Consider the following 25,403-nt stretch of genomic DNA (forward strand, 5'->3'; position numbering starts at 1 on the left):
TATAGTGGTGCTCTTCCTCAATGTCTGGTGTTAAGTTATTTGTTTTATGTCTGGTCTGTCCGCTTTCCATCATGAGCAGCCAAGCACAAAATCCCGCTGGCGCAAAACCCATTGAGACCTCGCAGCAGCTTTCCGTACGCATTACGTTGCCTACCTCCGTGGGACTAATTGGAGATTATGCCAGCATTCTCTTGTCGAAAGAGGATGACAAGCTGAAAAAGCTAACCACCCGCCGCCGCCCTCGCACCAGCAATCCTACAGTTGTCTTTGCAGTTCCGCTGCCGAGGAACTGGCTTACCAAAAAGTTAGCAAAAGATGATTAGTATTATTTCTCACTAAGCTGACCTTTTTCCACACTGGAATGCAGGAAATGGAAGCGGCAATATGTCAATCGATACCATGCATTCCTGCCAGTTTACCTCGCTGTTTCAGCACCGGTTTTCCCTATGAAATTTGATGGTCAAATAATAATTAGCATTCTGCTGGCCCAGTTTCTGGTGGTGCGAATCCTGCGTAGGTTTTTCGACCTGCCCAATCGCCTGCCCCATTGGGATAAGCTGCTCCGGTGGATCTGGGTGCCGGGGGTGGGGCTAGGTATTATTGACCTCCTGTTCAACTTTCGCAACGACCAGCTGGACGAAGTGTATATGCTCTTCGTCTTTGTGGTCGTAATACTGGTCGCACTGGCTTTACGGGATTACCGACCGGCCCGCACCGTGTTGCTGGCTGTAGTGCCTTACACCGTTTACTCTGCCATCGAGCTGATGCTGGTAGTATCGGACTGGAAGCTAGGCGAGAACTATGAAGACGCCTTCGATGCTTCGCAGGGCTTCACGGTGATATGGATGATTACCTTTCTGCTGATTGCCCGCAATCAGAAAAAGCACCTCGAGAAAGAGCGCCTATTGCGAGAGGAAGAGGAACAGGAAAAGCAGCGCATCGCAACGCAAAACGCTGAGTTGGAGCGACTCGTAGCTGAGCGTACCGCTACGCTTACCAAGCAGACGGAGGAGCTGAGCCAGGCATTAACTGAGCTTAAAACCATGCAGACCCAGCTCATTCAGGCCGAGAAAATGGCCAGTTTGGGCGAGTTGACCGCCGGTATTGCCCATGAGATTCAGAACCCGCTGAACTTTGTCACCAACTTTTCGGATGTAAGCGCCGAGCTGATTACGGAGCTGGAGGAGGAAAAGCGCAAGCCCACGCGCAACATCGATCTGGAAACCGAGCTGCTGGTTGATTTGAAGCAGAATCTGCAGAAAATTACCCACCACGGCCAACGAGCAGCGTCCATCGTGAAGGGAATGCTAGAGCACAGCCGCGCCAGTACGGGCGAGCTGCAGCCGACCGATATAAATACGCTGGCCGACGAATACCTGCGCCTGGCTTACCACGGTTTGCGGGCCAAGGACAAAACCTTCAACGCCACCCTGTACACGAACTTGTATCCTGAACTGGGACAAGTGAATGCGATTTCGCAGGATATAGGGCGGGTGTTGCTCAACCTTTTTACCAACGCATTCTACGCCGTTCAGAAAAAGAAAGAGTGCGTGTCTGATGGCTACGTGCCCACGGTGAGTGTAAGCACCCGCCGTACCGAGGCCGGCGATGTAGAAGTGCGTGTACGCGACAATGGGATGGGCATGCCTACTACTGTAAAGGATAAGATTTTTCAGCCCTTTTTTACCACCAAACCCACGGGCGAGGGCACAGGCTTAGGTTTGTCTTTGAGCTACGATATCGTGACCAAGGGACATAATGGGTCGCTTACGGTAGAAAGCCAGGAAGGCGAATACACGGAGTTCACCATTCGCATACCCGGCTGATCCAGCTTGTTATACGCACTCTTCCTTGGTCAGCTTTTCATTTATCATAATGGCGGCCAGTGAGCCCTCGGCGGCAGCCAGAATAGCCTGCTGCATGCCGGCCGTAGTGTCGCCGGCAGCATAGAGGCCCGGTATCGAAGTTTGCTGCTTTTTGTCCGTCCAAACAGCGCCTTTGCTGTTCAGACGACAGCCCAGTTGCTCTGCTAGATTGGTGCGTTGGTGCTGGTGTGGATGCACGAACAGCGCCTCGCGCACCAGCTTGTCGCCATTCTTGAACAGCACGTGTTGCAGGCCCTCTTTCTCAGAGCCCTCCAGGCGTTCAATAGGCTCTTCATGCACCTTAATAGCTTGCTTGTGCAGACGCTGACGGGCCTTTTCTGTGAGGCCACCGGGGCCATCGGTGCATACCACCACATCCTTCGACCAGCGGCTGACAAGCAACGCCAGACCCGTAACGCCTTTTCCCCGTCCGTATACCGCTAACGCCCGGTCGCGCACCTCCCAGCCGTGGCAATAAGGGCAATGCAGCACGCCGCGTCCCCAAAACTCACGCATACCATCCAGGGGGGGTAATTCGTCTTCTACGCCCGTGGCCAGCAATACTTTGCGCGCCGTTATGGTGCGGGTGCGGCTGGCCTCCGTATCGGCCACAATGGTAAAGCACTCGTCGCTCACGCTAACCTCGGTTACGCGCAAGGGGCAAACTTCCACACTCGGGTAGGCCGCCAGCTGCTCTAGGCCCAAGCGCAGCAGCTCACTGGGCTGCACCCCATCGCGGGTGAAAAAGCCCCACACGGCGGGCGAGGGGTCATTGCGTGGGGCGCCACCATCGCACACGAGTACGCGGCGGAGGCAGCGGCCCAATACCAGCGCCGCGCTGAGTCCGGCACTTCCGGCTCCTATAATAATAACATCGTAGTCGGTAGCAGGTCGAAGACGGCGGGCCGCTTTGGGAAGAGGAAGAGCTGTAGGCATATGAAACGCAGTAGAAACTCCTATACCAAAAAAGCCCCCCAGCGGTTAGGCCGGGGGGCTTTTTTTAAGTAGAAAATATAGAAAAGCCTTTAGCTAAAGCAAATGCAAGTACCTGAATCTAATACACTTGGTTGCGCCCGCTTTCATCAGTCAGGTTATGCAGCGCTTGGGTAAAACTTGCTTGGGAGGCCAGCTCTTCCAGATTCAGGTGCAGGCGATACTTCCAGAAATGCTGCGGATTAGAGGGAACGTTAATCTGCTCATCGTGCGGGTTTTCGCGACGCAGGTCAGCATCCATAGCCAGCAAATCCTGAAGGGGAAAAATAGCCCACATGGCGGGTGAATGCAGGTGCTGCACGTTTATTTCGCGCGCTATCCATGGTTCACAGTGCTGGGGGGCAATTTCGCCCCGATGGCCGAGCAGGTCTTCGAAAAAACGCTGGGTAATGTCGCGGTCTTCTTCCCACCAGCCGCGCAAAGTGCTCATATCGTGCGAGCCGGGGCTGACAACGGACAAATACGGCGCGTGGGCTGGGTTGCCAAACTCCACGTTGGGGTCGGAGGGCATGCGCTGGATGTTGAGGCCCAGCATGCCCAGCTCGCGCATCACGCCCGGCACGGAGGCGGGCACCATGCCTAAGTCTTCGCCGCAGATCAGCATATCGGTGGCGTAGCGCACGGGGGGCAATTTTACCAAGCCCTGCCGCCGCCAGAAGTCTTCGTGACGACGGAAGAAGAAATCGTTGTAGATCTCGTTGATAAGATGGCGATTATGATCGTCCAGCTCCTTAAACGACGTGCTCAGATACACCGTGATGCGTGGGTGGTAGAAGTCGGGCTCATCAGCGGGCACAAACAGCACCTCATTTACTAGTTTGTACAAGCCCGTGCGCAGCCAGCGCAGGTGCTCGGCATTGTTTGGGTCATCGGCGATTCGCTGGTCAAACAGCGCCTCTATCTGCCGCTGGGTGCGCACGTAGTCTTTGAGGCGGATAGCGCCGTAGCCGGCATCCTCCATAAACTCATCGAACACGGCCTGCGCCTGCGCGTGAAAGATGTGCTGAAGCATGTGCCAGCGGATATATGGCTCGCACAGGCGGCCATAATCAAACCAGCCCAGTCGCTGCTCAATCTCGTGGCGGTGCATCGGCAAAGCGGGCGCAAAATGACCCAGCAAGCCTTCCACCGAATGCCCCGGAATTTCCCAGATGCGGAAAAAGCCCAGAATATGGTCGATGCGCAGCACGTCGAAGTAGCGGGCTAGGTGGCTCAGGCGGTTGCGCCACCACTGGTAGTTGTCTTCGGCCATGCGCTCCCAATTGTAGGTGGGGAAGCGCCAGTTCTGGCCCGTCACCGAGAAGTCGTCTGGCGGAGCGCCGGCTTGGCGGTCCATGTGGTAGAGCTCGGGCTGGGTCCAGGCATCCACGGAGTGGCGATAAATGCCGATGGGCAAATCGCCCTTGAGCACCACGCCGCGCTCACGGGCATATTCTACGGCTTCGCGCAGCTGCTTATCGAGGTGAAACTGCGTGAAGAAGTGCAGGCCAAACTCGTCGAAATCGGGCTGGCTGGGTGCGGTAAGCTCATCCAGGTTCCGGGGCGTCTGAAACTCTTCGGGCCACTGCTGGAAGTCGGCGGTGCCAAACCGGTCGCGCAGGGCCGAAAAGGCAGCGTAAGGCACCAGCCACTCATTCTGCTCCACCCAAAACGCTTTAAAAGCAGGATCGGCGAGGAAAGTCGCCTTCTGCTGCTGGTACAGGCGTTTGATGAACTTCCATTTGGCCTCCATCACGGGCTCATAGTCCACAAAGTCGCGGGCATTCAGCTCTTCGCGCAGGCAGTCCAGCTCGGTGCGGTCGGCGGCATCAGCTAGCTCCGCAATACCATCCAGATGCAGATAGAGCGGATGCAGGGCAAACACCGAAATAGCCGCGTACGGGTACGAATCGACCCAGGTATGGGTGGCCGTGGTATCGTTGATAGGAAGAATCTGCATCAGTTTCAGGCCCGCTTCCGCCGACCAGTCGGCCAGCATCTTCAGGTCCGAAAACTCGCCCACACCTAAGCCCTGCTTGGTGCGCAACGAGAATACCGGCAGCGCCACGCCGGCTCCGCGCCAGTTGCCGGCCGGGTAGCGAAAGCCTTCATCTGCCCGCACCCGCAGGGTATTGGCAGGCGTGGGGGGCAAAATTACCCGGTCGTCGCCGGTTTCCAGATGGACGATATCGCCGGTTTGGGCATCGCAGATGGCGTACTTGTACTGGGTGTTCTGGCCGGGCTGCGCCAGGGCTACCTGGGCTGTCCAGGTAGGATAGTCCTGATCGTCAAGGATAATAGCCCGACTGGCATCCCAGGCGCCCAGCGCTTCATCGGAGCCCAGAATACAGACCTGGTGCTGCGGTGCTACCCGCGGCGCCACCAGCTGAAACCGGATGGCTCCCGCCGACCCGATGTCTGTTGCGGATGGTGTGGCGAGGGCTTGAGCGGAGGCTACGTGCGGCCCCCGACGAAACAGGGCTTTGGTGAAGGCCGCCGTGTGCAGCTCATTGTCGGGCTGGGCGGGGGCGCGCCAAAAATCTTCCAGCACAAGGCGGGTAAAAAGCCCCCCAGAGTCAGCCACCACCCGATTGGAGCCCCACTCCCAGTGCTTGCTGCCGTCGCGCTCGTCGAGCAGCACGTATTTGTATTCAATGGGATGAGGATGGTCAGTGGGGATGCTGATTTCCTGGGTCCACAGGCCCGTGCGGGCAGCGTAATGCAAAAAAAGCGCGCGGTCGAGGTTCCATTGGCCCAGGCTGGGCTCGGAGCCGCAGACCGCAATGCGCTGGCCGGGCTCGGTATGATAGGGAAGAGAGAAGCGAATAATCATTCGGAAGAAATCAGATGGGGGCGAAAGATAAGTTTTACTACGCTTTATGACTGTGCTAAGTAGTAGCTACCTGATCAGGCCGACAAGGTTCGGGTGAGTTGGTGCTTCCCACAAAAATTTGATAATCCGAATCTATATAGCTACATAGAGTATGTGATAAAATAAATTCTATTATTTCTCATTTTAGTAATAAAAATTTACTTAAAATGATGAAGATTTTTACCCTCGCCAAGTGGGGCATGGCCGTCTTGCTCTTGTCTTCGTTGAGTAGCTGCGAAGACGTTCTGGAGAAATACTTTCCAAGGCCTGCCCCTATTGTCCCAACCTTTCCGAGCCTGGGACTAGATATTCCTTTTTACGCTTTGTCGGGCGGCAGCCGGTTGGATGCATATTCGACCAAGGCTCCCGCCACGCGCACAAACTCAGTAGCTATTACGGGCTTAGCCGGCGGGGAGCAGCTCTTGGCAATCGACTTCCGGCCCGCCACCGGGCAGCTTTATGGGGTGAGCAGCGCCAGTCGCCTGTACGTGATTAACCAGAATACGAGCGCCGCCCACGCCATTGGCACCGGTGCCTTTACGCCCGCGCTGGGGGCAATTTGGTGGGCTTCGACTTCAACCCGACCGTGGACCGGATTCGGCTGATTACTTCAACGGGTCAAAACCTGCGGCTGAACCCCGAAACGGGCACCGTGGCCAGCACCGATGGCGCTATCAGCGGCGTTGCGGGCGCCAGCATTACGGCGGTAGCCTACACCAACAACGTGGCGGGAGCCACAACAACGGAGTTGTATGCTATCAACTCGGCAAGCCGGCAGCTCTATCTGATCAGCCAACCCAATGAAGGCACCGTAGCGCCGATAGGAGGGCTGAATCTAAGTATCATCGGGGATGGCGGCTTCGATATTCATGGGAAGTCGGGCACGGCCCTGGGCCTGTACGCAGTGAGCGGCACCCCGACGCTGTTTGCCGTTGATCTTGCCACGGGCGCCGCCAAATCATTGGCCCAATACGACGTAAGCCTAGATTATTCAAGCATCGCCATCCCAACCTCACCGGTAGCTTACGCGGTCACCATCAACAACGACCTGTTGATTGTGGACCCCACCAATCCGTCCACTTCCATCACTAAACCCATCACCGGGCTTACTCCGAATGAAGAGATGGCCGGCCTGGATTTTCGACCCCTTAATGGGCAACTCTACGCCCTGACTGTGCAGCGTCCGCAGGGTGGTCCTCAGATGGATAATGGCCGCTTGTACACGATCAATGCCGCCACTGCCGAGGCTACGCGGGTAGCTAGCTTATCTGTTCCATTAACGTTCAGAGGCGCGTATGGCTTCGATTTCAACCCCGTAGTGGACCGCATTCGTATTGTGAGCCGCTCCGGCCTGAACGTACGGGTCAACCCTGCTGACGGCTCCGCCATCCAGGACGGTGACCTGAATCCGGGTACGCCAGTAGTGGAGGCCGCCGCCTACGACAACAACTTCGCCGGCGCAACTATCTCCAATTTGTACGTAATCGATACCCGCGATTTCAGCCCCCGGGCCCCTTTCCTTTCCGCCAAGCTGTTTCAACTGAACGCGCCCAATGCTGGCAATATGGTAGAAGTGGGGAATCTGGAGCTGAACGCCGGCCCCGGCAGCAACTTCGATATCGGAGGCACTACCAACACGGGCTACGCTGTGCTGAACATTACGGGTAGCACGGAACTGTATACCATCGATCTTGCTACGGGTAAGGCTACCAGCAAAGGCATATTTGGCCGAAGCTCCGGTGGTATCGGCACAAGCGGCTTTACCGTGGGCTTGGGCTTCTAATTCATTGTCTGGTTAGTTTGAACTCTTCATGCCATAAAAAAGCCCCCTAAAATCATTTGGGGGGCTTTTTTTGTGGTTTTATATGATAAGGACATGCCCAAGGGCACTAAATATCAGGCATCTCAACTAGAATTAATTCTTTCTAGAAAGTGGAAAATAGCAACATCCAAATACAATAGAGTTGCGTATGGCGAAGGAGCTTAGTTCAATTATTTCTTCCTTCCATCCTATCATCTTCATTATATGCTAAAACGTTCTTCCCTCGCCACTTGGGGCGCGGCTGTTCTGTTATTGTCCTCGCTAAGTAGCTGCGAAGACATCCTGGAGCAGTACTTCCCCAAACCCACTCCACCGCCCACTATTCCCACCTTTCCACCTCTAGGCCAAGACATATCCTTCTATGCGCTGTCGGGCGGCACCAAGCTCGATGCCTACTCTACCAAAGATGCCGCCACGCGCCTTAGTTCGGTTTCCATCACGGGCCTGGGCAGCGGTGAGACCTTGCTAGCCATCGACTTTCGCCCCGCTACGGGCCAACTCTACGGGGTGAGCAGCGGCAGTAGGCTGTACGTTATCAATCAGAATACCGGCGCGGCCCGAGCCATCGGCAGTGGCGCCTTCACCCCGGCCTTGGGGGGCAATTTAGTCGGCTTTGACTTCAACCCGACCGTGGACCGCATTCGCTTGGTCACTAGCACGGGCCAGAACCTGCGGGTGAATCCAGAGACCGGTACGGTGGTCGCCACCGATGGGGCCGTTAACGGCGTGGCGGGCGCCACGCTGACCGGGGTAGCCTATACCAACAACACCGCCGGCGCTACGACTACGGCCTTATACGCCATTAACACCCAGAACCAACAGCTTTACCTAATCAACCCACCCAATGACGGGACCGTGGTGCAAGTGGGCAATTTAAATGTGCCAGTGAGCGGCAATGGCGGCTTCGATATCGATGCCACGACCGGCACAGCCTTAGGTCTGTATCCAGTCAATGGTAATCCTACACTATTCACCGTCGACTTGACTACGGGCGCGGCCCGGCCCTTGGCCCAGTACGCGGCCTCCACTGCTTATGCAGGTCTAGCCATCCCGACTCAGCCCGTAGCTTATGCCACTACGGCAAATAGCCTATATATCTTTAATATAGCTACGCCTGCGGTTGGGGTTACCAAGCCCATCACAGGCTTAGCGCCCGGGGAGTCAGTGGCTGGCATAGACTTTCGGCCGGCTAATGGCCAACTGTATGCCATAGCTCGCACAGCTGACTTTAATAACGTGACACTGTATACGATTAACGCTGCCACTGCTGCTGCGACTCGTGTCGGTCCACTCACCGGGCCAACAGAGTTACTCATTGCTGGTCCCGGGTTTGACTTTGACCCGGTAGCAGATCGTATTCGCATTATTAGTGGTCAGAGGAATGTAAGCATCAACCCTGTGGATGCTACTTTCATAGAAGATGGTTTGCTGCATTTGAATGGCCAGAGAAGTACTGGCCTTGATGCAGGTATAGCGTCGGTGGCGTACGATAATAATTACGCCGGGGCTACCACTGCTACTTTATACGCTATTTTCTCGCGCAAAGGAGACTTTGCGATTATAACGCAGCCGGCTGAAGGAATCTATAGTTTCCGGAATCTTACTTTCGCGCTTGATCTTCAGTATAATACAGGATTTGACATTGGTGGAATGAGCAATACAGGCTACGCCATTCTTACCAATGCGTTACAGCAATTTGACCCTGGCCGATATTTCTATACAATTGATCTGGCTAGTGCTAGTGCTACTAAAAAGGAAGTATTTCCTTTTGATGCGACTGGATTTACGGTTGGCTTAGGGTTTTAGTATTTGCTCACCACATAAGCATGTCTGTTTATTACAAAGCCCCGGCTCAAGAGTCGGGGCTTTGATGCTATGTTTTGTATTTCATTTTACTCTCATCGCTGTATGAAAACAACTTCTTCACTTGCCAAGCTTGGGGCCGCTGCCTTGCTATTGGTGTCACTCACGAGTTGCGAAGACATCTTGGAGCAGTACTTCCCCAAGCCCACTCCACCACCAGTTATTCCTACCTTTCCCCCATTAGGCCAGGACATTGCTTTTTACGCACTATCGGGGGGCACCAAGCTCGACGCCTACTCCACGAAAAATGCCGCCACGCGCCTTAGTTCAGTCAACATTACGGGCTTGGGCAATGGCGAGACTTTGCTGGCCATCGACTTTCGCCCCGCTACGGGTCAGCTTTACGGGGTGAGTAGCGCGAGCCGCTTGTATGTCATTAACCAGAATACCGGCGCGGCCCGAGCCATCGGCAGTGGCGCCTTCACACCAGCGCTGGGGGGCAATTTAGTCGGCTTCGACTTCAACCCGACCGTGGACCGCATTCGCTTGGTCACTAGCACGGGCCAGAACTTGCGGCTGAACCCGGAGACGGGCGCAGTGGCCGCTACCGATGGGGCCATCACTGGCGCAGCGGGCGCTGCTATTAATGGGGCGGCCTACACCAACAATACGACAAAAGCGGCTACAACGGTGCTCTATGACTTGGACCCGGCCACCGATCAGCTCTACCGCCAGGATCCGCCTAACGACGGGACATTAGTAGCGGTCGGGAGTCTGAACCTGAACATTAGCGGCGACGGGGGCTTCGACATTGATGCCAAAACTGGCACCGCTCTTGGGTTATATAGTGTAAGTGGCAACCCTACTCTCTTCACCGTAAATCTGGCTACCGGCGCGGCGCGGCCTTTAGCTCAGTACGCAACTAGCTTAGCCTACTCCGGCATCGCCATTCCCACTCAGCCAGTTATTTATGCTGCCGGGTTTATAACTATTCCTCTGAGAGGAACTTTTAACTCCTTGTACACTTTCGACCCAACGAACACCACTGACCCCACCGCTGCCATCACGCAGCAGTTCGGTGGGTTGGCTATAAACCAACAAGTCGTGGGCCTGGACTTCCGCCCGGCAACTGGTCAACTCTACGCCTTGATAATAGGGCAAGGAGCCCGCTATCTGAACGGAATCGACTATATCGCCAGTACTAGGCTCTATACCATCGATCTGGTAACGGCTATGGCTACGCCTGTAGCTGACCTGAGTATCCCCTTATCCTTTTCTTCAGGAACTAGCGCTTATACATTTGATTTCGACCCTATCGACGACCGTATTCGTATCGTGAGACGTAGTGGGGGGCAAAACCTAAGGGTGAACCCCACCGACGGGGTTGTTACCGTAGATAGCAATCTGAATCCTGCCTTGCCATCCGTAAGTGCAGTGGCTTATGATAATAGCTTTGTCGGCGCAACCTCTACCAAGTTGTACGTTCTGGGTAGCAATAAGCTTTATCTTCAGAATCCGCCTAACGCAGGCACGCTGACCGAAATCGGGACAATAGGCCTGAGTGGATTTAGCTCGACCACGACCAGTGTTAATGTTTTTGATATTGGAGGTACTAGCAATACGGCCTATGCTATTTCAATTGGCAGTAATAACCAAAATGAGGTTTCGATTCTTGACCTAGCGACCCCAAGAGCCACTTTTCTTCGCAAACTCAACCTTGCTGGTGGTCCTTTCATCTTTTCCTTAGCAGTTGCGCCAGGTTTTTAACCCGTTTATTAGGATAAACAAAAAGCCCTGGCTCGAGAGCCAGGGCTTTTTGTTTACATACTGCTGGTTGCACACTGCTGGCAGGTGCAAATAGACACCGTCACCAAGCTCGACACTACCGCTTGCTGGTTTCGCAAGTTTCGTGCTTCACGCCGCACCAGTCGCGATATATAGAGCGTTCTAACAGCAAAAAAGCCCCCCAGCCAACCTAGCATGGCCTTTTTTCGTTGGGTGATACTGAACACTTTAAGCACAGCTGAGTTATCAAATCCCTGCCTACCTACGTTCGCCGCATCCTCTATGGTATCCTGGGGTTGGTGGCTTTTATTGTCCTACTGGTAATCCTGGTAGTGGTGGCTTTGCAATTCCCGGCTGCCCAGGATTTTGCGGCGCGCAAAGCCAGCGGCTATCTGCAAGATAAGATCGGGACGGAAGTGCGCATCGGGAAATTCCGCACCGACTGGCGCAACGCCATTTCCCTCGACGATGTGTATCTGGAAGACCAGAAGGGCGATACCCTGCTGGCCGTGGGTCATTTGGGCGTCAACATTGACTTGTGGGCGCTCACCAAATCGCAGATTAACGTAAAGTCGGTGGAGCTGAATGACGGTACCGTGGGCATCACGCGCACCCTGCCCGACAGCACCTTCAACTTCGACTATATCACGGCCGCCTTCGCGACCGGCGACACCACCACGGCCCCCGTCGATACGGCCAGCGCCGGGTTTCAGTACAACATCGGGGACGCCCGCCTGACCAACATTCGCCTCCGCTACGACGACCAGGTGGAAGGCATGGCCGTGAAGACGCGCGTAGGCGAGCTGGCCGTGAACATGGACGCCGTTGACGTGGACGCCTCCACCTACCGCATCGATCAGGCGGCTCTGCGCAACACCCGCATCGACATTGTGCAGAGCAAAAACGCCCCCCCGGACACGGCCGTAAGTGAGCCGCTGGAACTGGAGCTGGGCCTGAACCGCGCGCAGCTCAATAATGTCAGTCTGACGTACAAAAATGCCCCCTCGGCCCAGTATATCACCACCCGCATCGGCCAGGCCGACATTACCACCGACAACATCGACCTGCGCAACTCGCGGGTGGCCCTCAATACGTTGCTGCTGCGCAACACCTCCTTCGCCTACGCCCAAAATGAGAACGTGCCCGTTGAGGAGCGCATCATCAATCCGGCCGAGGCTGTACGCGACCTGAATGAATCGGTGGAGAAAGCGACCGGCCAGGAAGCCAGCTGGGTGGTTACGCTCAAGAAATCCGACATCAACGGGGTAGATGTGGCGTTCGACAACTTTAACGAGCCCGCCCAAAAAACCCGCGTGCGGGGCATGGACTATAATCACCTCAAGTTTACCGACTTGATTCTGAATACGGAGAACCTGTTTTACTCCGAAAACCGCACCACGGGCCGCATCGTGAATCTGGCGGGCAAGGAGCAAAGCGGCTTTGAGGTAGAAAGCGCCACGGCCGATGTCGTCTTCGACTCGGTGCAAACTCGCCTCGACAACCTCGACCTGATAACGCCCCACACGCGCATCCGCCGCACTTTGGCTATGGGCTACGAAAGCCTAGATGCCCTGGCCGACACCGAGAAGCTGGGCCAGCTGCGCATTGAGGGTGACCTGCGCGAAACCCGCCTGGGCTTCCGGGATATTCTGTATCTGGCCCCCGATTTGGCCAGCACCCCACCGTTTACTACTGGCCCTAACCAGTCGGTGCTGGTGAGTGGGCGCGTAAATGGCCGCGTGGGCGACTTCCGGGTGCAGAACCTGGATGTGGTGGGCTTTCGCAATACGGTGCTGCGCGCCAGTGGCCGCATTCAGGGCCTGCCCGAAGTAGACCGCCGCCTCTACACCGACCTCAACATCGCGCAGTTTACGACCACCGCGGCCGATATCAAGAGTTTGGCTCCCGCCGGTACTATTCCGCGGGAGTATCAATTGCCGCCGCGCATTGCGGTATCGGGCACGTTTCAGGGCCGCCCTACGGCCATGGTGTTTGATACCAATCTGAAAGTAAACACCAGCTTCGGCAACGCGACGGCCGTGGTGAATATGGAACCCGGCCCCGCCGGCCGGGAGCCCGTTACGGCTCGCTTCTCGGTACAGAACTTCAACGTGGGTGCCGTGCTGCGAGATCCGACCATTGGACGCGTGACGACTACTGGTCGCCTGAATGCCCGCGGCCTCGACCCGGCTACCATGCAAGGCCGCCTAGTGGCCGACGTGCAGCGGGCCGAGTACAATAACTACACGTACCGCGACATTGCCGCCACCGTCGACATCGACCGCAACCGCTATGTGATTGCTGCCGAAAGCAAAACCGACCCCAACCTGAACCTCGACGTGCTGGCGACTGTGAATCTGCGCGACGCAAACAACCCGAGCTACGAAGTGTCGTCGCTGAACCTGCGGGGGGCAAATCTGACGGCGCTGGGCTTCTATACCGGCGGCGACCTGCGCGTGCAGGGCAACCTGACGGCCAACCTCAGCGGTGCTGATGCCAATTCCATCAACGGCACGTTCTCGGGGCAGAATGTGGTAGTTGTGCGTGATAACCAGCCTTTTGCCTTTGGCACATTGGAAGGTAAGATTGTGCAACAGCCCGGTCGCTCGGCGGTGGACGTGACCTCGGATATTTTCACGGTTAAGCTGGATGGCAATACGCCGCTAGGTGATCTGGCAACGGTGCTTCAGCAGCACATCGACCGCTACTTCGACCTGCCCGATGTGCGCTACGTGGCGGGCGGTCCGGCCCGCAATTTCACCTTCGATGTGCGCGTGCTGGAGCCCCGCCCGATTGCGGCCTTTGTACCGGGATTAACCAAGATTTCGCCTTTCAACCTGACCGGCGGCTTCGACAGCCGGGAAGCTAACCTGACGCTGAACAGCCGGATTCCGGTTATCATCTACGAGGGCTTCCGGCTCGACTCGACCCAGCTTACCATTGCCTCCGATCCGCAAAAGCTGGATTACGCGCTGCGTATGCGCCAGGCCAGCCAGGATACCAGTCTGCGCCTGCCCAACCCCAGCATAACCGGCAACGTGGCCAACAACCAGGTGGCTACAAGCGTGCGCATTGCGGAGTCGGATAGCGCCCAGCTGCTGAATCTGGCTGGGGTGCTGCAAGTGCTGAGCCAAGGCGACGCGTATGCGTTCAGCTTTGATGAAAATCTGGTGGTGAGTAACCAGAAATGGACGGTTGCACCCAATAATAAGGTGCAGTATACTCTGGCATCAGGGGCAGTGCGAGCCGAAAACGTGCGCTTAAGTCAGGGCCAGCAGTTTATCGAGCTGCAAACCTTGCCGGGGGGCGAATATCCGTTGCAGGTGCGCTTGGGCAGCCTCGATCTGAACATGCTGGCTGTAGCGGGCGGCTTGCAGGATTCGTTGGTGGGCGGTACGCTCAACGGGCAGGCTGTAGTACGCAGTCTGGGCCAGCCGCGCCAGGCATTTACCGCCGACATGACCCTGAGCAGCTTCGCCTACAACAAGTCGGTTATCGGTGACTTGTCGTTGAATGCAACTAATCCCACTGCCGACCGCTACCAGGTCGATGCTCGCCTGACGGGCGGGCCCAACAACAACGAAGTGCGGGCCACGGGCTACTACTTGGCGGCTGGCGATTTGGATATGGCCATCAACGTAGCTCGCCTGAACCTGAATACGGCCGAGCCTTTCGCGCTCGGCGAGGTGCGCGAGATGACGGGCTATCTGACTGGTGATTTTACGGTGCGAGGCACTACAAATGCCCCCCAGCTGCGCGGTACGCTCAATACCAACGATGCCGGCTTTACGCTTACCCAGCTTGGCGCCCCTTTCACGCTGCCCAACGAAAGCCTGACTTTCGATGAGCAGGGAATCAAGTTTCAGGACTTTACCATTCTGGATTCGCTGAACAACAAGGCGGAAATCAACGGCTACGTGTACACCAAGAACTACATCGACGACTACCGCTTTCAGCTGCGAGCCGTTACGAATGACTTTCTGGCCGTGCAAAGCACCCAGCGCGATAACGAAATATTCTACGGCAAGCTACTGGTCGATTCGGACACGCGCATAACCGGGGATCTTGCGTTGCCGCGCATCCGCACCACGGCTACCGTAGTGGAAGGCTCCAATCTGACGGTGGTGGTGCCCAACGATGAGGCCGTGGCGGTAGAGCGAGAGGGCATTGTCGAGTTCATCGACCTCAGCGCGCCGCTCGATACTATGTTGGCCCGTCAGGCACCCGTCGATTCGGCCCAAACGGCGGAGGGCTTTGATATTGCCGCCGTCGTGACTGTGACCGATGAGACGCCGTTTACCATTGTCATCGACCAGGCCTCCGGCGACAATCTGCAAGTGCGGGCCGCCGGCACGCTGAACACCGCCATCGACCCTGCGGGTACCATTACGCTCAGCGGACGGCTGGATGTGACGGAGGGCAAGTACGCTATGTCTCTATACGACCTAGCTTCGCGCGAATTTGAGATTGCCCAGGGCAGCTCTATCACGTGGAGCGGCGACCCGTATAATGCCCAAACCAACGTAACGGCTATTTTCAATGTCAAAACGGCCCCCGCGGAGCTGTTGGCCGGGCAGGGTGAAGCCGACGAAAGCTTGCAGACGATCGGGCGCAATCAGTTGCCCTTTGAGGTGTTGTTGAAGGTAAACGGCGACCTGCTCAAGCCCGTTATCAGCTTCGATATTCAACTGCCCGAAGATGCCCGTACCCAGTTGCGGCCCCAAATCGAAAACCGTCTGGCCCAGCTACGCCAGCCGAGCCAGACGGACGAACTGAACAAGCAGGTATTCTCACTGCTGGTGCTGGAGCGCTTCCTAGCTGCCAATCCGTTCGAGTCGAGTGGAGGTAGCCTGGTGGCGGAGCAGCTGCGGGGTAGCGCCAGTCAGGTGCTTACCCAGCAGCTTAACAAGCTCACGGGCAGCTACCTCTCCAACTTAGGCGTGGAGCTGGGCGTGAACTCACAGGCTGACTTCTCCTCGGGCTCCGAGAAAACGCGCACCGACCTGAACGTGGCCGTGCGTCGCCAGCTCTTCAACGACCGTGTAACGGTGCGACTGGGTACGGATGTGCCGTTGGCCGGGGGCAACCAGGCTTCGAGCGGACAGCAAAGCGTGAGCAACTTCGCCGGCGACGTGAGCATTGAGTATGATATTCTGGCTAACGGCCGCCTCCGCCTGCGCGCCTACCGCAACAACGCCTACGGCGACATCGATGGGCAGTACGTGCGCAACGGCGCCTCCCTCATTTTCCAGCGCGACTACAAGACCCTGGCCGACTTGTTTCAGGGCATTGACAAAGACGTAAAAGAAGAACGCAAGCAAAACCGCAAACGCGAAAAACAGGAAGAAAAAGCAGTCAAAGACTCCGTGCAAACCGTGGCCGTGCCCCGGCGTGAGGCCGGCCGCTTGGCGCGGCGCCAGACGACGGCGGGCCGGTGATGTAGAACGGAGTGGCACTCCGTTCTGCCGCCTAGCGGCAAGCCCACGCGGGCGCGGTTACGGCTTTGCGCTTCGCGTAAGAACGGAGTGCCACTCCGTTCTACATTCTGCCATTATCTACCCAAAATCTCCAACTTATTCCGTGCCTTCTACGACCCACACCGTTATTGCTATCGCAAAAAAAGCCCCCCAGTGGTGGCTGGGGGGCTTTTTTGTCCTGCTGCTGGCTGGCTGCTCCGGCACCAAGTTTATTCCCGAAGGCAGCAAGCTCTACACCGGCAGCACCGTCGCGATTAAGTCGGAAAGCGCTATTCCGAATGAGTCGGTGCTGACGACGGAGTTGGAGTCGGTGATAACGCCCAAGCCCAACAGCTCCATTCTGGGGCTGCGGCCCAAGCTGTATTTCTGGCACATGGGCGAGGGCAAAACCAAGGGCCTGGGCAAGTGGCTGGCCGATAAATACGGCGAAGAGCCCGTGCTGCTGAGCGCCGTGGACACCAACAATGTAAAGGGGCTGATGACCAACCGTCTTTACAACAATGGCTATTTCAAGCCCGCCGTGAGCAGCAAGGTGAAGGTGAAAGATAACACGGCCTCCATTGATTATGTGGCGGCGGTGGGCAAGCCGTATCTGATCAAAGAGATTCACTTCCCCGACCGCGACACGCTCATCGACCGCGCTATTCGGGCCACGGAGCCAAACTCGCTGCTGAAAGTAGGCGACCCGTACAACCTGCAAACCATGATTAACGAGCGGGTACGTATCGACGCGGCGCTCAAAAACCAGGGCTACTATTATTTCAACCCCGATTATATTCTGTTTCAGGTAGATAGCACCCTGGATAATGAAGCGAATGTCTACCTGAAAATTAAGGGTACCATTCCGCCCCAGGCGGCTAAGCCGTATGTGCTTAATCGGGTGACGCTGGATACCGACTATACTCTTTCTGATACGACGGAAGGCGCCAAGGAGCCAGTCATGTTTCGGGGCTACCGCTACTTCCCCGACGAGAAAGTGTTTAAGGCTAAGGCTATTACCAACGCCACCTTCATTTACCCCGACAGCATTTACCGCCGCCGCCGCTCCGACCAGACGCTGAGCCGACTGATGAGCCTGGGCACCTTCAAGTTTGTGGACATCCGGTACCGGGCCGCCAACCAGCCCGATTCGGGGGGCTACGGCCACCTCAATTCTCTGGTACGCATGACGCAGGTGCCCAAAAAGTCGCTGCGGGCGGAGGTACAGATGAACGTGTCCAACATTTTCACCGGGCCGGGCATTGTCTTGCAGTTTCGCAACCGCTCTGCCCTGCGGGGCGCTGAGCAGCTGCTGATAAATGCGCGGGCCTCATTTGAAACCGGCAACGGTATTCAGTCGGGCGTTACGTCAACCACCATTGGGGTAGATGGGCAGCTGCTGGTGCCGCGCCTGATTACGCCGCCTTTTGATATCCGTCTGCGCAACTCGGATTTTCAGCCCCGCACTTTCTTCAACGCGGGCTATAAGTACGTGCTGCGCACCAACTTTTTTCAGCAGGATGTATTTAATCTGGGCTATGGCTACAGTTGGAAAACCAAGGTCACCAACGAGCAGCAGCTTCAGCCCATCAACGTAGAATACCTGCGCCTGGCTAACACGGATGCAGCTTTCGATTCTTTATTGCGTGAGCGGCCTTTCCTGGCCAATAGCTTCCGTCAGCAGTTTGTTTTGGGTAGCAGCTACACCTATACCTACAACCAGCAGGTGCTGGAGCAGCGCCGCAACCAGATTTATTTTAGCGGAGGAGTAGAGCTGGCCGGCAACTTGGCGTACCTGCTGCAAAGCACTAAAGGAGCCCCCCAGAATGAGCAGGGCAACTACGAGCTGTTTGGGCAGGAGTTTTCGCAGTACACCAAGGTCAACCTGGAGTTTCGCGACTACTTCCGCGTGTCGCCCGACGCTACCAGCGGCAACCGCTTTGCTACGCGCTTGCTGATTGGAGTGGGCGTGCCGTATAAGAACTCCAATGTGCTGCCTTATCTGAAGCAGTACGGTATTGGAGGACCGAACAGCGTGCGGGCCTTCGCCGCGCGGGGCATCGGACCGGGCACGTACCGCTCTCAGGACCCGGAAGATGTAACCAGCTTCTACGACCAGGTCGGCGACATGCGTCTGGAAGCCAACATCGAATACCGCCACGATTTGTTTCCGTATGTGAAAGGCGCTCTGTTTGTTGATGCGGGTAACATCTGGCTGATTAATGCCGATGCCGACCGCCCTACCTTCGATGCCAACGGCCAGCCCGACGGCAAAAACGGCCAGTTCAAATTCAACAGCTTCTTTCGGGAATTAGCCGTGGGCGCCGGCGCCGGCATCCGCATCGACGTGCAGTTCTTCGTTATCCGTTTCGATGCGGCCTACCCGCTCATTTATCCGTTTGAGAATTCAGCTTTCCAAACGCCGAATGGCGATGATTATAATAAGCTGGACTCCGGCTTTAAGGCCGTGCGCCTGAATATCGGTATCGGCTATCCGTTCTAGGTTTACCCCTGGCGATTGGCCTCACCCCCCGACCCCCTCGCCTAGGGGTAACGCGCTTCAAGTGTTTGCGGGTGAGCCTGACGTTAATCGTTCTACGTGGCTACGTCGCCTGTCGCCTCCGCAACCGCTACCGACTTAGATTTTTTGCAACGTAAAAAAGCCCCCCAGAAAAATCTGGGGGGCTTTTTTGGATCTGAGCTTGGCGGATGGAACTCGTAGTAGTGCCTGAGGCGAAAGCCGAAGGTGCGGCGTAGAACGATTAACGTCAGGCTCACCCGCAAACACTTGAAGCGCGTTACCCCTAGGCGAGGGGGTCGGGGGGTGAGGCCAATCGTTGGGGGGCTTTTTCGCCGCCTAAGAAGCTTACGCCTCCACCGCTTCCCGAGCCATTGCCTTTTCCGAAGCGCCATTAGAAACGGCAGCAGGTACCACCGTCACCACCACATACTTGGAAGTAGGCGTATTACTCACCTTAGCCACGCTGGAAATTGGTACCAGTGGGTTGGCCTCGGGGAAGTAAGCGCACACGTTGCCTTTGGGAATATCATACGGCACGGCCACGAACTTCTCTACGGTGCGCTGCTCGCCTTCATAGTGGCTGGTGATGTCGATCAGGTCCTTGGCTTTAATACTGCGGGCGGCCATGTCCTGCTTATTCATGAACAGCACGCGTCGCTCGCCGTGGATGCCCCGGTAGCGGTCGTTGTACTCGTAAATGGTCGTGTTGAACTGGTCGTGGCTGCGCACGGTCATCAATACCAGTTGGTCGGGCTCCAGGAGGGGCTTTTCCAGGGTAGTGGTAGTGAAGTTGGCTTTGCCGTTCTCAGTTGTAAACTTCCGCTCACGGGGGCCGTTGGGCAAATAAAAGCCCCCCGGACGGCGGAGCTTCTCGTTGAAGTTCTCGAAGCCCGGAATCACGCGGGCAATATGGTCGCGGATGTTGTCGTAGTTCTGGGTCATGGCTACCCAATCTACCTTGGTCCGGTGCCCGATGGTGGCCAGGGCCATACCGCTGATGATGGCTACTTCGCTCAGCATCTGCCCATCGAGCGGCACCAGCACGCCTTTGTTTTGGCTAACTACGCCCATCGAGTTCTCGCAGGACGTCATCTGGTGGCCCGACTTCTGCATGTCGATATCCAGGTGGGTGAAGCAGGGAAGCAACAAGCTGGTTTCGCCGGTTACGAGGTGGCCGCGGTTGAGCTTGGTGCCCACAAACACGGTCAGCTTCTGCTTGCGCATACCTTCGGCAATCAGCTCGGTATCGGGGCCCGCGGCTAATAAATTGCCCCCCAGACTGAAATACACTTTGATTTTGCCCAGTACCATAGCCTTGATGCTTTCCACGGTATCCAAGCCTTGCTCGCGGGGCGGCGAGAAGCCGAACTCCTTTTCCAGCGCGTCCAGAAAGTTTTTGTGCGGCTTTTCCCAGATGCCCATGGTCCGGTCGCCCTGCACGTTGGAGTGGCCACGCACCGGGCAAGTGCCCGCGCCCGGCTTGCCGATGGCGCCCTTCATCAGTTGCAGGTTGATGATTTCCTGGATGGTTTCGACGCCCTTGCGCTGCTGCGTAACGCCCATGGCCCAGCAGGTGATGATTTTCTGCTTGTTGGCAATGAGGTTAGCCGCTTCCAGCAGCTCGGCCCGCGAAACACCGCTGATTTCCTCGATATCCTCCCAGCTCGTGTTGCGAATATTCTGCTCAAAAGACTCGAAGCCTGTAGTGAACTCATTCACAAAAGCGCGGTCTACCACTTGGCCAGGGTTGCGGTCTTCGGCTTCAAACAAATGCTTCATAATGCCGCGCAGCAGGGCCATGTCGCCATCCACGCGTACTTGCAGGTATACGTCCGTAATCTGCGTGCCGTCGCCCATCAGAGCGCCCAGGGCCCGCACCGGGTTCATGAAATCCTGAGGGTTTTTGAAGTGGTTCAGACCGGCTTCGATCAGCGGATTTACGCTGATGATTTTGGCCCCGTTGCGCTTGGCTTTCTGCAAAGCCGTGAGCATGCGCGGGTGGTTGGTGCCGGGATTCTGGCCAATAACCAGAATAACCTCGGCCTCGTGAATGTCATTGAGCGTGACAGAGCCTTTGCCCAGACCCAGCGTGGGGCTTAGGGCCGAGCCGCTGCTCTCGTGGCACATATTGGAGCAGTCGGGCAGGTTGTTGGTGCCAAACTCGCGCACGAAAAGCTGAAACAGGAAAGCCGGCTCGTTGGGCACTTTGCCCGAGGTATAAAACGCCGCCTCGTCGGGCGAGGAAAGCGCGTTCAGCTCCCGGCCAATGATCTGGAAGGCTTCCATCCACTCGACGGGCTCGTAGTGGGTGCCGCCGGGGCGTTTGATGAGCGGGTGCGTGAGGCGGCCGGCGTTGTTCTGGTCGCGGTCGGTCATGCGCGATAGGTCAGCGAGGCTGTGCTTAGCAAAGAACTCGGGGCCGCAGCTTTTATCGTCGGCGTCGGAGGCGGTAGCTTTGGCGCCGTTCTCGCAGAACTCGGCCACGGAGCGGTGGTCGTCGGGGTCAGGCCAGGCGCAGCTAGAGCAGTCGAAGCCGTCCTTCTGGTTCATCTTAAGCAGGCCGCGGGTGCCACGGTTCATGCCACCCTCGCTCCAGCTGAACTGCATAGATTTGATAACGGCCGTAACCCCAGCAGCTACTTTCATGCGCTCTTCCAGCTTCAGGCCAGTCAGGGTTTCGACGGGCTGGGCCAACACCGGAAACAGGTATTTGGCGCGCGCCACCTCGGGGGCCGGAATGTGTTCTTCTTCCTTCTTCAACTGTCCTTCGGGATTATAATGGTCGTTGGTGGGCGCTACTCCCTGATCAGGACGTTCCCCGCTTTTGGGCACGTTGTCCTGGGCCGTTTGCTCGTGAGTGCGGCCGGCTTTGCTGGGGTCTTCGGCGGGGGACTTTTCCATAATAAGAGCTGAGAATGAAGGTGGGTGGGCGCAACGAAACAGCGAAACTCTATTAAATACGTACAGTCTGGATTGTTGTCAACAAAAAAAGGTTTTTATTGGTTTTCAAGCACTTTAGCCAAAACCATCCACGAAGAGCGTAAGAGAAAGTTACGCCACTAGTGCCGACAATCCAGGTCCTTTTCGATTAAAACCTTGAGTGATTGAGTATCGGTGAGCAGTAAGGTTGCCGACAACCCATTTTGATCGGTTGTGGTCCATTGATTGGCCAGCGTGGCGGGCACCTTCACGGTGATGGCGCCGGCACCGTATGAGACCCGAAAATGCTCCGTTTCTACGCGCTCAAGAGCGTAAGTCAGGGCGTCGGTGGCGGCTGGACCTAGCGGGACTACGGCTGCTACCCGTCCCGTTTCGGCAAATTGGTGCACTTCCGCCTCCGACAGGCGCAAACGAAGCGAGTTATCCTCAATGCGTAGTTTCATGGGTAGCAAGGTTTATGTGTCAGACGCAGTAGCGCTTATGCGCCACTCGCCCGAATATACATTATAGCGGCCTTGGCGCACGAAGCCGCAAAGCGTCATTCCAAAGTCTTTCGCGGCTTTTACGGCCAAAGAGCTGGGGGCGCCTACGGCAGCCATCATGGGAATGCCGGCCACGGCCGCCTTTTGCACCAGCTCAAATGATGCCCGCCCACTCACCAGCAGTATGGTGTGGTGCAGGGGAAGCTGTTCTTGCAGCAGAGCCGCGCCAATTACTTTGTCCAGAGCATTGTGCCGGCCCACATCTTCGCGCAGCAGCAGCAATTCGCCTTCGGGCGAAAACAAAGCCGCTGCGTGCAAGCCGCCGGTTTGCTCAAACAAGGCTTGGGCCGCCCGCTGCCGCTCTGGCAGCTGATGAATGACGGCCGCGCTTACGTGGGGGGCATTTTTGGGCAACACCGGGCAGGAAGCCGCGTGCACCGCGTCGATGCTGGTTTTGCCACAGACGCCGCAGCTGCTGCTGGTATAAAAGTGGCGCTCCAGGCGGGGCAAGTCGGGGGTGGCCGTGGGGGAAAGCTCGGCCCGCACTACATTTTCGCGCTCTTCTTCTTTTTCTACATCGGGGCAATAGATGACGCCCTGCAACTCCTGCCGGCCCCGAATGATGCCTTCGGTGAGTAGGAAGCCCGCGGCCAGCTCAAAGTCGTGGCCCGGCGTGCGCATGGTAATGGACAGGGTACGATGCTCGCGCTGCCCGCTGGGCCCGTAGCCAATCCGAATTTCTAGGGGCTCTTCGGCGGCCAGCACATCGGAGGCTACTGTTATTTCTTCGCCCTGCACCTTGTGCACAGTGACGTAATCGTAGCTGGTGGGGGGCAAAAAAACGGGCGCGGACACGAGTGCAGGAATTAAGAAACGGAAAAAGCGGTAGTTATCAGCTGATGATTAACTCTTAGTGCCTACGTTAGTTTAGCCTACAGGTGTAGAGAGGCGTACTTGCAGATAGTCTTTGTGGGGTGTTATTTTTCCTGTCATCCTGAGACACGAAGGACTTTATAGCAGTTGTACGACTTTCCTGGTGTGAAAAGGTCCTTCGTGCCTTAGGATGACAAACAGGTGGATTTTAAATGGATGAGTATACATTAAACATTATCAGCAACGATAGTGACCCAATCAGACGTGCCGCTCACCTTTGTGGATAAACCTAAATTTGCTTTAGCTAGGTTTCTATAGTTACTTATCTGTTCTATGCTTACTCAAGAAGACCGTCAACGCTACCGCCGCCACCTTCAGCTGCCCGAAATAGGGGAGGAGGGCCAGGCGCGGCTGCTGGGGGCGCGGGTGCTGGTGGTAGGCGCTGGCGGCCTGGGCTGTCCGGTGCTGCAATACCTGGCCGCCGCCGGCGTCGGGACGCTCGGCATTGCCGACTCCGACCGGGTGGAGCTCAGCAATTTGCAGCGCCAGGTTCTGTTCGGCAACGCCGATATTGGCCAAATGAAGGCCGAAGCCGCCGCCCGTGCTGTAAAGCGCCTCAATCCATCCATCAGATGCGAAATCCACGCCCGGCGCGTAGACCGGGTGAGCGTTGAGAAGCTGGTGGGCGCCTACGATCTGGTGGTCGATGGCTCCGATAATTTTGCCACCCGCTACCTGCTCAACGACGCCTGCGTGAGCGTGGGCCGACCACTGGTTTCGGGGGCCATTTATAAGTTTGAAGGGCAGGTTTCGGTGTTCAATTACCAAGACGGCCCTACGTATCGCTGCCTGTTCCCGACGACGCCCTCGGCGGCCGAGGCGCCTAACTGCGACACCACCGGTGTGTTGGGCGTGCTGCCCGGGCTCATTGGCTGCGCCCAGGCAACGGAGGCGCTCAAAGTGCTGATGGGGCTGGGCGAAGTGCTGCGCGGCCGGCTTTGGGTATTCGATGCGCTGAGTTTTCAGTCGCGCATTCTGCGCTTTTCGCGCCACCCCGAGCACTCCCTACTCAACCTTAGCACGGCTTCCCCCACCGATTATGCGGAGCTCTGCTCGGCCACGCCAGTAGCCATAACAGCGCCGGAGCTGGCAGAGCTTTTGGCCTCCGAAGCGCCGCCGTTTCTGCTGGATGTGCGTGAGCCGGAGGAGTATTACCGCTTTCATTTGCCGGGGGCTACCCTTATTCCGCTGAGCCAGGTAGTGGCTCGCGCCAGCCTGTTGCCTCGCCATCACCCCATTGTGGTGTATTGCCACCACGGCGGGCGGAGCGCGGCGGCTATTACGGAGCTGCAAACCAAGGCGGGCTTCACCAATCTGCAAAACCTGACGGGGGGCATTCATGCCTGGGCGCTGGAGGTTGATCCAACTATGCCGCAGTATTGAGGGAGGATTTCAGAAGCTAGTAGTTTACCATGCATCCATGCTAAGTAGAGTATTCGATGCATATTTGACCCGAGCCTGCCTATTCTGCTCTAATTCTACCCCGTTGGATACCACCACCCGCACCATTGCTTACCGCCCCGATTTAGGAATTTTGATTGTGCGCTGGCACCAGGATGCGTCCCTGCCGGTCTTGCAGGCTGATTATCAGGCCATGCTGGAAGTGGCGGCTGAACATAGCTGCGCCCGCTGGCTGCTGGATGTGCGCCGCCGCGAAAACACCGATCCGCAGCTGAGTGCGTGGGCCAGTGCTACCTTCTACCCCCAAGCCGCCGCCCGATTATTGCCCCAGCGCCTGCGCTTAGGCGTTCTGAATTCGACTTATATCTACGACCGCTTCCGCAATGACCCGGCGCACCAGCAGCACGTGGCGTATATGCTCGCGCCGGAGCGTCCTTTTCTGGTCAATGTTTTTGATGACGAAGGCGAGACCACGCGCTGGTTGCAGGAGGCATAAGCGTCGCTAGAATAATTGCTCCAGCCACTTGTCCAAGCAGCTCTTCAGTAAGATT

The 25,403-nt window shown here is 56.8% G+C and carries 14 protein-coding genes and 1 pseudogene; 10 read left to right on the forward strand and 5 right to left on the reverse strand.

What is annotated here, in order from left to right; genetic code table 11:
* Positions 1 to 71 precede the first annotated feature (71 nt).
* Together IEW06_RS06400 and IEW06_RS06405 are read left to right on the forward strand one after the other, a co-directional pair.
* Positions 72 to 323, forward strand: a complete 252-nt coding sequence (locus IEW06_RS06400) for a hypothetical protein (protein WP_188547731.1) — start codon at positions 72 to 74, stop codon at positions 321 to 323.
* 123 nt (positions 324 to 446) lie between these two features.
* Positions 447 to 1,826: a sensor histidine kinase gene (locus IEW06_RS06405; protein ID WP_187733411.1), complete on the forward strand. Its 1,380-nt coding sequence runs from the start codon at positions 447 to 449 to the stop codon at positions 1,824 to 1,826.
* 9 nt (positions 1,827 to 1,835) lie between these two features.
* On the opposite strand, the gene IEW06_RS06410 is transcribed toward IEW06_RS06405, so the two are convergent.
* Positions 1,836 to 2,801: an NAD(P)/FAD-dependent oxidoreductase gene (locus IEW06_RS06410; protein WP_187733410.1), complete on the reverse strand. Its 966-nt coding sequence runs from the start codon at positions 2,799 to 2,801 to the stop codon at positions 1,836 to 1,838.
* Between the two features lie 118 nt (positions 2,802 to 2,919).
* Positions 2,920 to 5,670, reverse strand: a complete 2,751-nt coding sequence (locus IEW06_RS06415) for a 4-alpha-glucanotransferase (RefSeq protein WP_188547733.1) — start codon at positions 5,668 to 5,670, stop codon at positions 2,920 to 2,922.
* A gap of 239 nt (positions 5,671 to 5,909) precedes the next feature.
* Between IEW06_RS06415 and IEW06_RS20685 the strand changes: the two are divergent.
* The 6 genes and pseudogenes from IEW06_RS20685 to tamL form a co-directional block, all read left to right on the forward strand.
* A pseudogene (locus IEW06_RS20685) lies at positions 5,910 to 6,646 on the forward strand (DUF4394 domain-containing protein); the annotation flags it as partial.
* 120 nt (positions 6,647 to 6,766) lie between these two features.
* Complete coding sequence (locus IEW06_RS20690) at positions 6,767 to 7,492, forward strand: DUF4394 domain-containing protein (RefSeq protein WP_223284916.1); 726 nt, start codon at positions 6,767 to 6,769, stop codon at positions 7,490 to 7,492.
* A gap of 243 nt (positions 7,493 to 7,735) precedes the next feature.
* A complete protein-coding gene (locus tag IEW06_RS06430; protein ID WP_187733405.1) occupies positions 7,736 to 9,337 on the forward strand; it encodes a DUF4394 domain-containing protein in 1,602 nt (533 codons plus the stop codon).
* A 102-nt stretch (positions 9,338 to 9,439) separates the two neighbouring features.
* Positions 9,440 to 11,101: a DUF4394 domain-containing protein gene (locus IEW06_RS06435; protein WP_188547736.1), complete on the forward strand. Its 1,662-nt coding sequence runs from the start codon at positions 9,440 to 9,442 to the stop codon at positions 11,099 to 11,101.
* A gap of 317 nt (positions 11,102 to 11,418) precedes the next feature.
* Positions 11,419 to 16,557 (forward strand): translocation/assembly module TamB domain-containing protein, encoded by a 5,139-nt coding sequence (locus tag IEW06_RS06440; RefSeq protein ID WP_188547738.1) that lies wholly within the window; start codon positions 11,419 to 11,421, stop codon positions 16,555 to 16,557.
* Positions 16,558 to 16,699: 142 nt separating this feature from the next.
* Entirely contained in the window at positions 16,700 to 19,078 is a 2,379-nt protein-coding gene (gene tamL / locus IEW06_RS06445; RefSeq protein ID WP_188547740.1) for a translocation and assembly module lipoprotein TamL, read from the forward strand.
* 363 nt (positions 19,079 to 19,441) lie between these two features.
* Here the strand turns inward: tamL and IEW06_RS06450 are convergent, their stop codons facing one another.
* The 3 genes from IEW06_RS06450 to fdhD all read right to left on the reverse strand — a co-directional run bounded on the left by IEW06_RS06450 (position 19,442) and on the right by fdhD (position 23,373).
* A complete protein-coding gene (locus IEW06_RS06450; protein ID WP_188547743.1) occupies positions 19,442 to 21,997 on the reverse strand; it encodes an FdhF/YdeP family oxidoreductase in 2,556 nt (851 codons plus the stop codon).
* Between the two features lie 158 nt (positions 21,998 to 22,155).
* Positions 22,156 to 22,479 carry a DUF7009 family protein gene (locus tag IEW06_RS06455; RefSeq protein ID WP_187733400.1) on the reverse strand — a complete coding sequence of 108 codons (324 nt, stop codon included), beginning with the start codon at positions 22,477 to 22,479 and terminating at the stop codon, positions 22,156 to 22,158.
* Between the two features lie 12 nt (positions 22,480 to 22,491).
* Positions 22,492 to 23,373 (reverse strand): formate dehydrogenase accessory sulfurtransferase FdhD, encoded by an 882-nt coding sequence (fdhD, locus tag IEW06_RS06460; protein WP_223284755.1) that lies wholly within the window; start codon positions 23,371 to 23,373, stop codon positions 22,492 to 22,494.
* Positions 23,374 to 23,724: 351 nt separating this feature from the next.
* Here fdhD and moeB point away from each other — a divergent pair, with 351 nt between their 5' ends.
* Positions 23,725 to 24,834 carry a molybdopterin-synthase adenylyltransferase MoeB gene (moeB, locus tag IEW06_RS06465; protein WP_188547745.1) on the forward strand — a complete coding sequence of 370 codons (1,110 nt, stop codon included), beginning with the start codon at positions 23,725 to 23,727 and terminating at the stop codon, positions 24,832 to 24,834.
* A gap of 103 nt (positions 24,835 to 24,937) precedes the next feature.
* A complete protein-coding gene (locus IEW06_RS06470) occupies positions 24,938 to 25,348 on the forward strand; it encodes a hypothetical protein (protein WP_187733399.1) in 411 nt (136 codons plus the stop codon).
* Positions 25,349 to 25,403 lie beyond the last annotated feature (55 nt).

The organism is Hymenobacter qilianensis (assembly GCF_014638675.1).
GTDB lineage: Bacteria > Bacteroidota > Bacteroidia > Cytophagales > Hymenobacteraceae > Hymenobacter > Hymenobacter qilianensis.